The 14,620-nt window shown below is 72.4% G+C and carries 13 protein-coding genes; 8 read left to right on the top strand and 5 right to left on the bottom strand.

All coding sequences use genetic code 11. From position 1 onward, the window contains the following. Positions 1 to 232: 232 nt before the first annotated feature. Together AB0A61_RS21625 and AB0A61_RS21620 are read right to left on the bottom strand one after the other, a co-directional pair. A complete protein-coding gene (locus tag AB0A61_RS21625; RefSeq protein ID WP_361294357.1) occupies positions 233 to 961 on the bottom strand; it encodes a hypothetical protein in 729 nt (242 codons plus the stop codon). Positions 962 to 1,023: 62 nt separating this feature from the next. Beyond that, positions 1,024 to 1,641 (bottom strand): RNA polymerase sigma factor, encoded by a 618-nt coding sequence (locus AB0A61_RS21620; RefSeq protein WP_361294354.1) that lies wholly within the window; start codon positions 1,639 to 1,641, stop codon positions 1,024 to 1,026. Positions 1,642 to 1,773: 132 nt separating this feature from the next. Between AB0A61_RS21620 and AB0A61_RS21615 the strand changes: the two genes are divergently transcribed. Beyond that, positions 1,774 to 1,923: a hypothetical protein gene (locus tag AB0A61_RS21615; protein ID WP_361294351.1), complete on the top strand. Its 150-nt coding sequence runs from the start codon at positions 1,774 to 1,776 to the stop codon at positions 1,921 to 1,923. A gap of 225 nt (positions 1,924 to 2,148) precedes the next feature. Here AB0A61_RS21615 and AB0A61_RS21610 read toward each other — a convergent pair whose 3' ends face one another. The 3 genes from AB0A61_RS21610 to AB0A61_RS21600 all read right to left on the bottom strand — a co-directional run bounded on the left by AB0A61_RS21610 (position 2,149) and on the right by AB0A61_RS21600 (position 7,741). Beyond that, positions 2,149 to 2,502, bottom strand: a complete 354-nt coding sequence (locus AB0A61_RS21610; RefSeq protein WP_361294348.1) for a hypothetical protein — start codon at positions 2,500 to 2,502, stop codon at positions 2,149 to 2,151. A 267-nt stretch (positions 2,503 to 2,769) separates the two neighbouring features. Further along, the gene (locus tag AB0A61_RS21605; RefSeq protein ID WP_361294345.1) at positions 2,770 to 6,111 is read right to left on the bottom strand and encodes a lectin; all 3,342 of its coding nucleotides are present in this window, start codon (positions 6,109 to 6,111) and stop codon (positions 2,770 to 2,772) included. 268 nt (positions 6,112 to 6,379) lie between these two features. Beyond that, complete coding sequence (locus AB0A61_RS21600; RefSeq protein ID WP_361294342.1) at positions 6,380 to 7,741, bottom strand: hypothetical protein; 1,362 nt, start codon at positions 7,739 to 7,741, stop codon at positions 6,380 to 6,382. Between the two features lie 385 nt (positions 7,742 to 8,126). Here AB0A61_RS21600 and AB0A61_RS21595 point away from each other — a divergent pair, with 385 nt between their 5' ends. The 7 genes from AB0A61_RS21595 to AB0A61_RS21565 all read left to right on the top strand — a co-directional run. After that, positions 8,127 to 9,086, top strand: coding sequence for an ABC transporter ATP-binding protein (locus tag AB0A61_RS21595; RefSeq protein WP_361294381.1), 960 nt, complete (start codon positions 8,127 to 8,129; stop codon positions 9,084 to 9,086). Continuing rightward, positions 9,083 to 9,883: an ABC transporter permease gene (locus AB0A61_RS21590; protein WP_361294339.1), complete on the top strand. Its 801-nt coding sequence runs from the start codon at positions 9,083 to 9,085 to the stop codon at positions 9,881 to 9,883. Before AB0A61_RS21595 ends, AB0A61_RS21590 begins: the two co-directional genes overlap by 4 nt. 168 nt (positions 9,884 to 10,051) lie before the next feature. Further along, positions 10,052 to 11,011, top strand: a complete 960-nt coding sequence (locus AB0A61_RS21585) for an ACP S-malonyltransferase (RefSeq protein WP_361294336.1) — start codon at positions 10,052 to 10,054, stop codon at positions 11,009 to 11,011. Further along, the gene (locus AB0A61_RS21580; protein ID WP_361294333.1) at positions 10,998 to 12,623 is read left to right on the top strand and encodes a class I adenylate-forming enzyme family protein; all 1,626 of its coding nucleotides are present in this window, start codon (positions 10,998 to 11,000) and stop codon (positions 12,621 to 12,623) included. Before AB0A61_RS21585 ends, AB0A61_RS21580 begins: the two co-directional genes overlap by 14 nt. Further along, positions 12,604 to 12,882: an acyl carrier protein gene (locus tag AB0A61_RS21575; protein WP_361294330.1), complete on the top strand. Its 279-nt coding sequence runs from the start codon at positions 12,604 to 12,606 to the stop codon at positions 12,880 to 12,882. The genes AB0A61_RS21580 and AB0A61_RS21575 overlap by 20 nt, the downstream gene beginning before the upstream one ends. Positions 12,883 to 12,887: 5 nt before the next feature. Beyond that, positions 12,888 to 14,120 (top strand): PLP-dependent aminotransferase family protein, encoded by a 1,233-nt coding sequence (locus AB0A61_RS21570; RefSeq protein WP_361294327.1) that lies wholly within the window; start codon positions 12,888 to 12,890, stop codon positions 14,118 to 14,120. Beyond that, a partial coding sequence (locus AB0A61_RS21565; RefSeq protein WP_361294324.1) for a hypothetical protein occupies positions 14,117 to 14,620 on the top strand: 504 nt, incomplete at its 3' end. The genes AB0A61_RS21570 and AB0A61_RS21565, both read left to right, overlap by 4 nt.

Below are 14,620 nucleotides of genomic sequence, written 5' to 3'. Positions count from 1 at the left end.
GTGATCTCGGTGATGGTCCGGGCGCCGGAGAGCACTGCGCAGGCGCAGACCAGCAGCAGGCCGATCAGGGGATACCACCGCCCGCGACGCGAACGTCCCGCGTCAACTCCCGCCGGGTACGGACGATCTACACGATCTCGGAACTTGCAACCGCCCTGCGCCGTACGCAGGTGCCCGGCAGTCGTCGGCCGAGCCGACGGGATCGGTGCGACGTACCGGGCGATGCGGTACGTCAGTTGGGCCGCGCTTGTCGTCCTCCGTGCCTGCCCGCGTCCTTCTGGTCGCCCGCCTTGCTGTTCGGCCTTGCGCTCGCCTTGGCCGCCCCGTCCGCCTTGGCTTCGGCCAACTGGGCGGCGCAGTAGGCGGCGACCTTGTCCTCGCCACCGGCGGCCGCGATGAACCGCTGCCAGGCCGACGAGTCGAGTGCTTTGCCCCGCCCCTGCGTCGACGTGTAGGCGCGGCAGTGGGCTTGAATGTCCTTGGCCGTAGGCGGCCGGCTCTTGGACGGGGCGCCGGCGGGCCCAGAGGGTGCCGCGTCGTCCGACGTCGCCGCGGCGGCCTTCGAGGCGGTGGATGTCGGGCGCGCTCGTCCAGGACCGTCGTCGTGCGCCTTCCCGGAACCGGGCAGGCCGATCGCTGCGATCGCCACACCCCCCAGAGTGAGGCTCGCAAGGAACGCGGCCAGGGCCGCCTTCACCGAACGTCGCGCCGGGCTACGCCGCAGCCGCCAGTCGTCCCGCCTCCGCGTCCGCACCTTCTGGTGAGCGCCTGCGTCGCGGGCGGCGCGGAAGGCGGCGACGGCCCGCTCCTCGGCCGGTGGGTCAAAGGCATCGGCGCGCAACGCGGTGCCGAGCGCCGACTCCAGCCCCGGGGGCGCGATCGCGTCCGCGCGGGGCTCCGGGCCGCTCGCACCAGCGCATGGGCGGGCGAAGGCTCCGCCTTCGCTGTGTCGGGTGCCCATGCCTGTGTCCGTCCTTGTGTGATCGTTGCTCTTTTGACATACGCCTCTGGCGCCGTCGCTGCTCAATTCGACTGCCTCAGCGTATGAGCCCCCTTCTCTGTCACATCTGCCGCGCCGAGTTGGCGGGCCAGACGCTTCAGCCCGCGGTAGGTGGCCGTGCGGACCGCGCCGGGACGCTTGCCGAGGACACGAGCGGCGGCCGGACCGTCGAGGCCGACGACGACGCGCAGCAGCACCGCCTCGGCCTGATCACGGGGCAGGCTGCGCACCAGTTCCAGTGCGTGTTCGGTCGAGAGGGCCTCCAGGGCCTGGTCGTGGGCACTGTCCGGTCCCGGCAACTCCAGGAGCTTCGGGTCGAGCGCATCGGATACGGGACGACTGCGGAGCCGACGCAGGTGGTCCAGGGCCCGGTGGCGGGCGATGGTCGCGCTCCAGCCACGGAAGCCGACGCCATCTCCCTTGAACCGGCCCAGATCACGGGCGATCTCCAGCCACGCCTCGGACGTCACGTCCTCGGCGTCGTCTCTCACGAGTCCGCGCACATACCCCAGCAGTCTGGGCTGCACGATCCGGTACACGACCGCGAAGGCGGCCTCGTCGCCCGCCTGAGCCCGCGCGACGGCGGCACCCAACTCCGCGTCCAGAGCCTGCTCGCTGCGGTGCTCGCCCTCCTGGCCCAAAACCGTTCCCGTCCGCACCGTTCGTCGACCACGCGGCGGTGGACCCACGTTGCGCTGTGACGGATCCCCTGGCCGCCCTTACAAGATCGTCAGCGTTGCGTCGCACAGATGTGTCACAGCGTGCGGGACGGCATGGATCGCGCGGACCGACCACCCAGGCCGATCGCCCGGCCCAGCGCTCCACTCTGGTCCGGCAGCGCCACGCACACCGTCAAGATCGTCGTCGTCGGCACCAGCGGCCGTCCCGCCATCACCACGGACGGCCTCGTCTACCTCAGGTAGCCGGCTGCGCCGCAGTACGGCGCGTCATACCGATGGGCGCATGCGGTCCCGCATGCGCCCATCGGTATGCGCGGCGGCTCACCTGCGGCAGCGGACCGCCCACAGTGTCGGCGGTGGGGAGGCCGGGCGCGGCAACCACGCTTCCGGGCGTTACGCGTCCGCGAACGTTCGGAAGGCGTCGGCTGCAGCGGTTCCTGACGGTCTTCGGTAATGGCCGGTGCACTGTCAGGCCCGGTTGAGCCGGGCGGCGATCCCATGGCCGATCAGCAAATACAAGAGAGCCGGAAGGCCATAGTTGAGGACAACGCGTAGACTTTCTGTGTCCACGGTGAAAATGTCCTGCGACCACCAGGCCAGCCAGTCGGCCGTGCCTCGGATGAACTGGACGAATGCATTGGCCCGATTCGCATGGAGCAGGAACAACAGGATCCACAGGCCCAGCAGTCCTGCTGCGATGTCGGTGATCGTGCAGATCGTCAGGGCGGTACGCCGTGCGGCGGACTGCCGGCGCACGGCGCGGGCCGAGCCCGATGGCTGGTCGTACGTCTGATATCCGGAAACCGGGTCGAAGTTGCTCACAAAAATCCGATCTGACGCGTTGCCGTCTCGGCACGCCCGCCCAGCCGAAATTCAACCCGGGTCGCCGCACCGCTTCTGCCCTCCTTCTGCGTCCCGCAAGCACTGCCGTGTTACACCCGCATCCGCGATGCCCCAAAATGCGGTCACCTATTCGGGCACTTACCTAAATTTGCGGGTGCGACGGTAAATTGACGGACGGTACGGGGTGATGTCGCCCCGTACCGTCCCTATGACGGATCGGCGGTCAGCCCGAGTGGCTGCGGCCCGTCACGGCAGTGTCCAGCGCTGGGCGTTGGTGCCGTTGCAGGTGAAGAGCTGGAGTCGGGTGGTCCAGGCGGTGGCCGAGCCCGGGTCGTCCAGGCATTTGCCGGACTCGGGGTTGACCAGCGTGGCGCCCGGGCCGGGACGCCATTGCTGGGCACCGGTGCCGTTGCAGGCGTACCACTGGATCAGGGTGCCGTCGGCCGTACCGGAGCCGGTCACGTCCATGCAGCCGCCGAGCACTCGCAGGGTGCCGTCCGGCTCGACCGTCCACTGCTGGGCGTCGGTGCCGTTGCAGGCGTAGATCTGCAGCGGATTGCCGTTGGCCGCCGTGCTGCCGCGGTCGTCGGCACACAGGCCGGCCCGGACGCCGGAGACGATGGGTCCGGTGGCGGGTCCGATGGCGGTGCCGGGTCCGAAGCCGACCGCGAAGACGTGCAGTCCGCCGCTGCCGACGTCGGACGGCAGCCGCACGCTGCTGACCGTCCGGCCCGCGGCCAGCGGCACCGGCGCCGTGGCGAACACGTACGTCTTCACGGCGTCGGCCGGGGAGCCCGCGTGGTTGCGGTACGCGGTGGTCACGGCCACGGTGTTGTCGGACAGCGGCGCGGAACTGCCGCCGTTCAGCGTCCAGTCGGACAGATGGACGCCGACCGACTGGGTGGTTCCGTCCGTGTAGGTGACGATCGCGGTGCCCGAGGCCGGGCCGTTGTTCGCGGCGCCCAGGAACGAGATGGCACCGGTGCCGGACGCCGGCACGGTCTGCCCGTTCGCCTCGTAGTTGTCCGGTGCGGCGGCCGGTACGTCGGGCCAGGTGAAGGAGACCCCGCCTGCGGTGATTTTCGAACCGGGGCCGGCTCCCGCGGCGGACAGGGCGTTCGCGGAGTAGCTGTGACCCGCGCCGTCGAAGTTCGCCGAGGAGGTGTCGGAGTCGCTGGAGGTGCCGACGTCGGTGTAGCTGGGCGAGCCCGGGTACGAGGGCGGCGCCGCGGAGGGGGCCGACGCCCAGGACGTGTTGGGCGTGGTGCCGAGCACGTAGGTGAGCGTGCCGCCGTCCACGACGGCTCCGGCCGGGGCGTGCGCCTTGTCCCAGGTCGCGCCGTTGAACGTGGCCGACTGGACGTAGGGGGCGTCGTCCGCGGCGTTGGTGCCGTTGACCGTGAGGGTCCTGCCGGACGGGAGCGTGAGGACCGCCTGGGCGAAGAGCGGGCTGCCCAGCGCCAGATCGGCGGTGCCGGGGGTCTCCGGGTACATGCCGAGGGCGGACCACACGTACCACGAGCTCATCTCGCCCAGGTCGTCGTTGCCCGCCAGTCCTGACGGGCTGTCGGTCCAGATCTGGTCCTGGACCTGCCGGACGGTCTTCTGCGTCTGGTACGGGCGGCCGACGTAGTCGTACTCCCAGGGGATGTTGAGGCTGGGCTCGTTGCCGAGGTCGGTGTAGCCGCCGGCACCGGTCAGGGAGGACAGGTCCGTGTCGAGATACCGGGCCATCGCGGTGTCGCCGCCCATGGCCACCGCCAGACCGTGCAGGTTGAACGGCACCATGGGCGTGTACTGCCAGGAGTCGCCCTCGACGAAGTTGTTGCCCGAGGTCGGCGAGAAGCCCGCTGTCCAGCTGCCCGAGGCGTCGCGCGGCTGGACGAAGCCGCTGCCGGAGTTGAACAGGTTCCGCCAGTCCTGCGCCCGGTTGGCGAACCGGCGCTGGTCAGCCGTGTCGCCGAGCGCTCCGGCCAGCGCGGAGACGGCGAAGTCGGCCGAGTCGTACTCCAGCGTGGTGGCGGTGGGACCGTAGTAGTTGCAGCAGCCGTAGCTGCCGTTGCTGGGCAGATAACCGAGCTGTTCCAGGTAGTCGAGGCCGGGCCGGTTGTTGTTGGCGCCGGTGGCATTGGCGACCATGCCCTTCAGCGCCGCGGCGGTGTCGAAGTCCCGGGCGCCGAAGGCGTAGTAGTCGGCGATTATCGCGTCCGCCGGATCACCGACCATGACGTACGTCTCGCCGTTGTTCTCCGACCACTTCGGGAACCGTCCGGTCTGGCGGTAGTCGTCGACCATCGACTGTGCGGTGTCGGAGGCCACCTCGGGGGCGAGCAGCGCTTCGAGCTGGGCCTGTGAGCGGTAGACGTCCCAGCCCGAGTAGTTGGCGTAGGCGGCGGCGTGGCCGGCGTCGACGGTGTGCGTCGTGCCGTCGAAGCCCGGGTACCGGCCGTCGCTGTCACTGATCACGTTCGGATGCAGCAGCGAGTGGTAGAGCGCCGTGTAGAAGACGGCCTGCCGGCCGGCCGTGCCGCCTGCGATCCGTACCCGGCCGAGCAGGGAGTTCCAGCTGTTCCTCGCCGCTGCGCGTACGCCGTCGAAGCTCCAGCCGGTGTTCTCCGCCGTGCGGTTGCCCACCGCGCCGGCGGCCGACACGTACGAGATGCCGACCTTGGCCTGTACGACCCGGTGTGCGGTGGTGTCGAAGGTGACGTAGCCGTCGGTCCCGCTCGCCCGTGGGGCGAAGGTGCGCGCCGTACGGGGAGCGGCACCGTGCAGCACGGGCCTGTTCGGCGCTTCGGGGGTGCTGGGCGGGACGCCGGTGCTGGGGGAGGGCTGTACGGTGGTGGCCGCCGCCGTGCCGCCGTGGCTGAACGGCTGGTCGAAGACCATGTCGAAGTAGACCGTGTAGGAGTTGCGGGCTCCGCAGAAGTTGCCGCTGGTGACCTGGCCCCGTACTTCGGTACTGCTCACGACGTCGAACTGCGTGTGGGAGGCGCCGTTCTGGCTGCCGGTCAGCTTCAGCACCAGATTGGCCTGCTCGGTGGACGGGAAGGTGAACCGCGCCATGCCGCTGCGGGTGGTGGCGGTCAGCTCCGTCCTGACACCGTTGTCCAGCGCCACCGTGTAGGAGCCGGGAGCGGCGGACTCGGCGGCGTGCGAGAAGCCGTCGGTGGCGCCGGTGTTCACGGCGCCGACGGTGGGCAGCACGGGGATGTCCCCGGCGGCACCGCAGCCCGGCCCCGCGATGTGGGTGAGGCTGAAGCCGGTGACGGACGAGTCGTTGTACTCGTATCCGCCGCCGAGGGGCCGGTGCGGGGTGTCGGGGCTCCACTGCACCATCCCGAACGGCATGTCGGCCCCGGGGAAGTCGTCGGCGGAGTTCGACGTCCCGATGAACGGGTTGACGAGTGAGGCGGGGTCGGCGACCAGCGCGGGCCTGGCCGTCGCGGCGACGGCCGGAGTGGAGGCGGCGGCCACCACCAGGGCGCCGGCGGCCAGGGCGGACAGGGCGCGCAACCGCGCCAGCGCCCGGGGCGGGGGCGCACCGCGTCCGTGCCGTCTGCTCGGTCTCTTTGTCGGTCGTGCCATCGTGACCCTTCCCTTCGACGGGCGGCTGAGCGACTGGGCGAGGGAACTTCGCACGGGTGTGGACAACGTTGTCGCGGCGCCTTCGGGTGCGGCCGTGCAGGCTGCAGGCGATGGCGGCGGTACGAGAGGTGGTACGGAGCGGTGCGGGGTGGGGGGTGACGGGTGTGGCCAACAGTCCGTACTCCGGCGTACGTTGGCCCCTTGTCCGCACACTGTCAAGAGCGCACGCGGTCGCGGGGAAGGCGGCGCGCACGAGGCCGGAATCTGCTCACTCGGCCCAGCCGTGACCGCCGGAGTTGTGCGACAGGCTCAGGACGGCGGTGGCCACGGCGAGGTACTGGGTGAGGCGGCCGTGCGGGAACAGCGCCGCCAGCGCGCAGGCGAGCGCCGTGTACCAGGGCATCGTCCACGGCGCCGTGAGGACCCAGGCGAAGGCGAGCGCGCACGGTACGGCGACGACGGCGGGAGTGTCCGCCGGGACCCGGCGGCGCAGTGCCCGGGCCAGCGCGAGCATCAGCAGGGGCCACAGCACACTCGTGGCGGCCTCGGCCGCACGACGGCCCAGGAACGGGGTGGCGAAGTGGTCGAAGACCAGCCACAACGAGGGCTTGGAGACCAGGCGTGAGGCCGCGGAGAGCGGGGCGAGGGCATGCACGCCGTAGGCGCCGTAGAGGACCGCGAGGGTCAGCGCGCTCGCGCCTGCCATTCGGGCGGCCCGCCGCCACGCGCCCGAACGCAGCAACGGCCAGGCCAGTCCGGCGCAGAGCAGGGCAGCGCTGATCTTGACTCCGCAGGCCAGGCCGACCAGCCCTCCGGCGAACAGGTCGTGGTGCCGTCCGGCGGCCCGTCGGACGAAGTGGACCGCGCAGACGGCGAGGCAGGCGACGAGGGTGTCCAGATGCCCGCCCGCGACCAGCACGCCGATCAGCAGCGGGTTGGCGGTCCACAGCAGGCCGGCCCGGACCGGATCGTCGGCGGTGCGCATCAGCAGGTAGCCGGTGGCCAGGAACGCGGCCGCGTTCGCCAGCATCAGCACCCAGATCGTCAGCCAGGGGCGGTCGCCGCCCACGTACGCCGCGGCGGCCTGCCACCATGTCGCGACCGGCCCGTACACGGACGGGATGTCCCGCCACCCCTCGCTCACCAGATCGCCGTAGGCGCCACCCAGTTGGGCGGGCGTCGTCACATAGGGATCCGCGCCGAGCGCGGCGATACGGCCGTACGCTGCGTAGCTGGCCGGGTCGGAGGAACCCACCGGGGTGAGGTCGGCGACGACGAGCACGGCGAGCGCACCGGCGCCGAACAGCACGCGGGGTTCCGGTCTCCAGCCCCTGCGGTGGGCGTGCAGCGCGAGGAGTGCTCCGAGGCACGACAGCACCGTGGCCGTGCAGGTGAGGGCCTGGGAGACGGTGCCGGGCAGGGCGGGCAGCCTGAGCCAGGTGATCGGCGTCTTGAGCGTGTTGTGGTTGGGCGCGCTCGCCCCGACCAGGGCGTACAGCGCGACGCCCAGCCCGGACAGCCACACGGCCACGCCCGGCCGGGCTCGCGCGACGACCGTGTGCGCCCGCGAGGGAGCCGTCCGGATCCGGACCGTGGTACGCGCAGCAAGCTCATCGTTGTCGGTCGTCAAGGTCACTCTCTGTGGCGCAGTCGGTCACCGTTTCGGTCTTCCACCCCGGTGGGCCGGGGTGCGCAGGGCACTCTATGACGTGCTCGTGAACCGCCCGGGGCCGGACGGCGGCCCGCTCGTGGCGAGCGGCTTCGGAGCCGTCCCGGACGGGATGCACGGCTTTTCGGTCAGTCGTCGATGCGGGCCGCCCGTGCCCCGGCCGTTGTGCCGGGCCGTCTTCCCGGACCGCGCCGGGGCCGCCCGCACCCCGAAGCGGTGGGTCAACCGCGTTCCGATAGCCGCCCGATAGCGGATCCGTAGCCGCGTCGGTCCCCGCCGATAGAGCGGCACGGGAGATTGGTTCTCGCCAAGAACACGGCCACGGAAATGGTGAGGACTGAGGATGATGATCGAAACCCAACCCCGGCCGGCAGCGAGGGAGGTGACGTCCCCGGATGCCGCCGTGCTCAGCACGGTCGTCAAGCGCTTCACCAACGCCAAGGGCGAGGAGTTCACCGCCGTGAACGGGCTGGACCTGCGGATCCGGCGCGGCGAGATCGTGGCCTTCCTCGGGCCGAACGGTGCCGGCAAGACGACCACCATCGACATGCTGCTCGGCCTGACCCGGCCCGACTCCGGTCACGTCGAGCTCTTCGGCCGGGCGCCGCAGCAGGCGGTGCGGGCCGGACGGGTCGCCGCGGTACTGCAGTCCGGGGGGCTTCTGCCCGACCTGACCGTCGAGGCCACCGTGCGCATGCTCGGCTCGCTGCATCCCACCGCCGACGTCGAGCAGGTCATGGCCCGCGCCGGCATCACCGGGCTGCGCCACCGGCGGGTCGCCGAGTGCTCCGGCGGTGAGCAGCAGCGGCTGCGGTTCGCCGTCGCGCTGCTGTCCGACCCCGACTTCCTGGTGCTGGACGAACCGACCGCCGGCATGGACGTCGTCGCGCGCCGGGAGTTCTGGGCCACCGTCCGCGAGGACGCCGAGCGCGGCATGACGGTCATGTTCGCCACCCACTACATGGAGGAGGCCGACCAGTTCGCCGACCGCGTCGTGATGATCGACCGGGGGCGGGTGGTCGCCGACGGCTCGGCCTCGTCCATCCGCGCGGCCATCAGCGGACGTACGGTCTCGGCCCTGATCAGCCCGCGCGACGCGCAGGCGGTGGCGGGGGCGCCCGCCGTCCGTTCCTGCGTGGTCCGCGGCGAGCGGCACTACTTCGACACCACCGACTCCGACGCGCTGCTGCGGCTGCTGGTCAACCAGACGTCCGCCACCGAGATCGAGGTCGCCCCGCGCAGCCTCGAAGAAGCGTTCATGGCCATCACCGACCAGGGCCGCGCCGCCCAGGAGGGCCCCCGATGACCACCGTGACCGCGCCGACCGCCCCCGTGCGCACCCGCACCTCGGCCTTCAGCGGCGTCAACCCCACCTTCGTGCGCTACGAGCTGCGCCGGCGGTTCAACCGCCAGACCACCATCTTCACCCTCCTGCTCCCGGCGGTCCTCTACCTCGCCCTGTTCCGCACCGCCCCGTCCCACGGGACGCTGCCGCACGGCAACTTCGCCGCCTGGATGATGATCGGCCTCGCGGTGTACGGCGCCGCCATGGCCGCCACCAGCTCCGCCGCCACCATCTCCGTGGAGCGGTCCGCGGGCTGGATGCGCACGATCGCACTGAGCCCACTGGCCCCGCCCGGGTATCTGTTCGTCAAGGTGCTGTGCTCGGTGGTCATGGCCGCCGTGCCCGTGGCCATCGTCGGGGTCCTCGGCGTCGTCACCGGGGCGCACGCCGACACCAAGGTGTGGATCACCTCCCTGCTCGTCGCCTGGCTCGGCGCAGCGGTGTTCGCCGCGCTCGGCATCTTCCTGGGGCTCGCACTCAAGCCCGAGGTCGTGATGCACATGCCGGGCCTGACGATGACCGCGCTGGCCTTCCTCGGCAACCTGTTCATCCCGCTCAGCGGCACCATGCTGGAGATCTCCCGGTACACGCCGATGTACGGCGTCTCGACGCTGGCCCGCTACTCCCTCACCGAGGGCTACACCTTCAGCGGCGAGCACTCCAGCCTGAGCGGCGCCGTGATCAACATCGTCGCCTGGTTCGCCGCCTTCTCCTTCATGGCGATCCGCCGCTTCGCCAAGAGCACGGGCCGCCAGTAGCCCCCCGGGCCACGAACGGCCCAGGGCCCCCAGGCCCAGGCCCCAGCGGCCCAGGCCCCGCCAGGCCCGAGTCCCGGTTGGCTTCGCATCTCCGTATCGCACCGCCCGTACCGACCGCCGGCCCCGCGCCGCGCGATGGGTACTCAACACGAAAGGGGGATAGAACAAATGTTCGCAATGATTGCGCCGGGTCAGGGGTCCCAGACGCCCGGCATGCTGGCCGGCTGGCTGCGCGACCCGGTGCACGCCGAGCGCGTACGGGCCTGGTCCGAGGCCGCCGACGTGGACCTGGTCCACCTGGGCACCCGGGCCTCGGCCGCGGAGATCGCCCGGACCGAGCACACCCAGCCCCTGCTGGTCGCCCAGGGCCTGCTGGTCCACGAGGAGCTGGCCCCGGCGGCGGCCGGGCAGACCGCGGTCGCGGCCGGCCACTCCGTCGGCGAGCTCACCGCGGCCGTGTACGCCGGGGTCCTCACGCCCACCGACGCCGTACGGCTCGCGGCGATCCGAGGCCGCGCCATGGCCGCCGCCTGCGCCGAGGCACCCACCTCGATGGCGGCCGTGGTCGGTGGCGAGGAGCCTCAGGTGCTCGCCCGGATCGCCGAACTCGGCCTGACCGCGGCCACGTTCAACGGCCCCGGCCAGATCGTCGCGGCCGGGCTCGTCGAGGACCTGGAGAAGCTGGCCGCGGCTCCGCCGCCCGCGGCGACCGTCAAACCGCTTCCGGTCGCCGGTGCCTTCCACACCCCGTACATGGAGCCGGCGCGGCAGACGTTCGCCGCCGCGGCCGCCGCGGTCCCCTTCCAACGGCCCCGCGGACTCCTGCTGTCCAACGCCGACGGCGAGGTCCTGGCCACACCCGAGGTGATCCGCGGCCGCCTCGTCGAGCAGGTGGTACGGCCGGTGCGCTGGGACCTGTGCCTGCTGAGCCTGGCCCGGCTGGAGCCCGAGCTGACGGTGTCCCTGCCGCCCGCCAAGACGCTCGCCGGCATCCTCAAGCGCCGGCACCCCGAACTCGCCGTCCTCCCGGTCAACTCCGCCCGGGACGTCGGCAAGGTCCACGCCCTGCTCGGCGCGGCGGCCGGTGCGGCCGTCCGGAAGGGGGAGACCGTCCATGCTGGTGTCTGACCTCTTCGAGCGCCGGCGCGCCGACCGCGCCGACCACCCGGCCGTCATCGACTCCGAGGGCACCGTCGGCTACGCCGGGCTCGGCGCGGCCGTGGACCGGGCGGCCGGCTGGCTGCGCGGGCAGGGCGTCACCGCGGGGGAGCGGGTCGTGTACGCGGGCGGCAACGACCGCGCCTTCCTCGCCCTGTTCTACGCCACCCTGCGCATCGGCGCCGTCTTCGTCCCCGTCCACCCCGAGCTGACGGACCTTCAGCTCGGCCACATCATCGACGACTGCTCCGCCGCCCTGGCGATCTGCTCGCCCGGCGCGGGACACCGGGCCCGGCGCACCGTCGAGCCGTCCCACGCCTGGCAGGAGGTCCAGCAGGCTCCCGCGGACGACTTCGCGGCCGACGTCCCCGAGGACGCCGTCGCGATGCTGATCTACACCTCCGGCACCACCGGCCGCCCGAAGGGCGTGGTCTGCCCGCACCGGCAGATGCTCGCCTCGGTCGAGGCCATCAACGCCCGCCTCGGCTACCGCGCCGACGACGTGGTGCTGTGCCGGCTGCCCCTCTCCTTCGACTACGGCCTCTACCAGGCGCTGTTCTGCGCGCTGACCGGCGGCACGCTCGTCCTCGCCGAGCGCGCCGGGGACCGCGGCCTGCTGCGGGTCATCGAGCGCTACGGCGTGACCGTGGTCCCGCTGGTGCCCTCCCTCGCCCAGATGCTCACCCTGCTGCAACGCAAACTGCGCCGCCCCACCGGGGTGCGCCTGTTCACCAACACCGGTGCCCGCCCGGGCCGGGCCGTCATGGCGGAACTGCTGGAGGTCTTCCCCGGATCGGTCTTCGCCTCGATGTACGGCATGACCGAGTGCAAGCGCATCTCCATCCTGGACCCCGCCGAGTACGCCACCCACCCCGACTCGGTCGGCCGGCCCATCCCCGGCGACCACGTCCGGATCGCCGACGGCGACGGACGCACGCTCGGGCCCCGGCAGGTCGGCGAGATCGTCGTCTGGGGCAGCACGGTGATGGCCGGCTACTGGGGCATCCCGCTGGAGCGGCAGCAGCGCTACGTCCGCCGCTCCGACGGCACGCTCGACCTGCACACCGGTGACCAGGGCTACCTCGACGAGGACGGCCGGCTCTACTTCGTCGGCCGCAACGACGACATGATCAAGCGGCGCGGCATCCGTCTCGGCCTGACCGAGATCGAGGACGCCGCCGAGCGGATCCCCGGGGTGACCGCGGCGGTGGCGCTGCGGCCCGAGCCCGAGGACGGACCGCTGCACCTGGCGGTGCGCAGCGCGCTCACCGTCGAGGAGATCCGCGCCCACCTGGCGCTGCGGCTCGACCGGGCCCGGATGCCCGACCGGATCACCCTCATCGACACGGTGCCCCTGACCGCCAACGGCAAGCCCGACCGCGCGGCCGCGGCCCGCCTGCTCGAACCGCCGGCCCCCGCCCACGACACCACCACACCGCCGGCCGCACCGAAGACACCGGCTACACCGGCGACATCGACGGCACCGGCAACACCGACCGCCGCTACGCCACCGGCGACACCGACACGACCCACACCACCGACGACACCGACGAGGACCAGCCATGAACCAGTCGCAGTCTGACCAGCCGACCCAGTCGCAGTTCGACCAGCTCGTCGAGCAGATCTGCGCGGTCACGGTCACCGACCCGGAGACCCCCCTCGTCGACCTCGGCGTGGACTCGCTCCACACCGTCGCCCTGGTGATGGCGGTCGAGGAGCAGTACGGGGTCGAGATCGACCCCGAGGTCATCGGGGACCCCGCGCTCACCTCCTCCGCCGGGCTGTGGCGCTCCGTGCAGGACCGGCTGGCCGCCTCCCTGCCGGCCAGATCAGGGAGCTGACCGCCATGTGGACCGACATACGACCCGCGGTGGAGATGCCGCGGCTCTTCGAACGGGGCGGTGACGTCATCTCGTTCGCGGGCGGCCTGCCCGACCTGGACGTCCTCCCGCTCGACACGATCTCCGCCCAGCTCTCCCGGCTCGTCAGGCTCGGCGGCAAGCTCGCCCTCCAGTACACGACCCCGCACGTCGCCAAGGCCCTCGTACCGGCGATCAACGACCTGATGGCCCGTGAGGGCACCACCACCCCGGCCGAACACCTGGTCCCCACCGGCGGATCTCAGATGGGCCTGATGGCCCTCGGCCTCGGGATCGGTGTCCCCGGCGAGACCGTCCTGTGCCAGACCCCCGCCTACCCCGGCGCCGCCGCGGCCTTCCGCACCGCCGGCCTGACCCTCCACCCCGCACCCGAGGACGCCGACGGCCTGGACCCGGCCGGGCTGCGCGAGACGGTCCTGCGGCTGCGCGCGGCCGGGCGCACGGTCCGGCTGCTGTACTGCAACCCCACCTTCCAGAACCCGACCGGCGCCACCCTGTCCGTCGCCCGCAGGCACGAACTGCTGGCCGCCGCCCGGGAGTTGGACCTGCTGGTCGTCGAGGACAACCCCTACGGCCTGCTGTCCTTCGACGGCAAGACCACCACCGCCCTGCACGCGCTCGACCCGGACCGCGTGGTCTACCTCGGCACCTTCTCCAAGGTGTTCGCACCGGGCCTGCGCTGCGGATGGATCGCCGCACCCGGAGAACTGGCGCAGGCCCTGCGCCGTACCACCGAGGTGATGGCGCTGTCGCCGTCCGCGCTCGCCCAGGCCGCGCTCGCGGCCTTCCACACCCGGGCCGGCTGGACCGACCTGATCGACGCCTACCGCACGAGCTACCGGGAGCGCTGCGGCCTCATGGCCGACGCGCTGGAGGCCGAGCTCGGCACCGACGGGCCCTGGCAGTGGCAGCGCCCGAACGGCGGCTTCTACATCTGGCTGCGCCATCGCGACGGCGTGGACACCTCCCGCTTCGCCGGGGCCGCGGCCGAACACGGGGTCTCCTTCGTACCGGGCGGCCACTTCGGCATCGACGGCGAGCACGCCGACGGACTGCGGCTGTGCTTCAGCCACGTGCCGAAGAAGCGCATCGCCGAGGGCGTCTCCCGCCTGGCGAAGGCGCTTTCGGCGCCCGCCGCGTCCCTGGAGCCGGTCGCGGCCCGGTCGGCCGCCGAGCCGCTGGAAGGAGCGGCACGATGACCACGGCCACGACGGAGGCCACGGCGATGACGGGCGCTCCGGCCGCCACGGCGTCCACGGCCGCCACGGGCGCTCCGGCCACGACGGCCGCCCCGGCGGCTACGGCCACGACGGCTGTCCCGGTGGCTGCGGCCACGACGGCGGGCACGGCGATGACGGGCGCTCCGGCCACGACGGCTGCCCCGGTGGCTACGGCCACGACGGCGGGCACGGCGATGACGGGCGCTCCCGCCGCCACGGCGCCCACGGCAGCCAGGCCCACGACGGCCACGGCCGCCACGGCCACGGCCGCCACGGCCACGGCCGCCACGGCCACGGCCGCCACGGCCACGGCCGCCACGGCCACGACGGCCGGTACGGCGATGAGGGGCGCTCCCGCCGCCACAGCGCCCACGGCGCCCACGGCAGCCACGGCCACGGCAGTCACGGCGACGACGGCCGCCACGGGCGCTCCGGCCACGACGGCTGTCCCGGCGGCTGCGGCCACGACGGCGGGCACG

The sequence above is a fragment of the Streptomyces sp. NPDC046197 genome (assembly GCF_040646295.1).
Lineage (GTDB): Bacteria > Actinomycetota > Actinomycetes > Streptomycetales > Streptomycetaceae > Streptomyces.
This window is presented reverse-complemented; position numbering and strand designations above follow the sequence as displayed.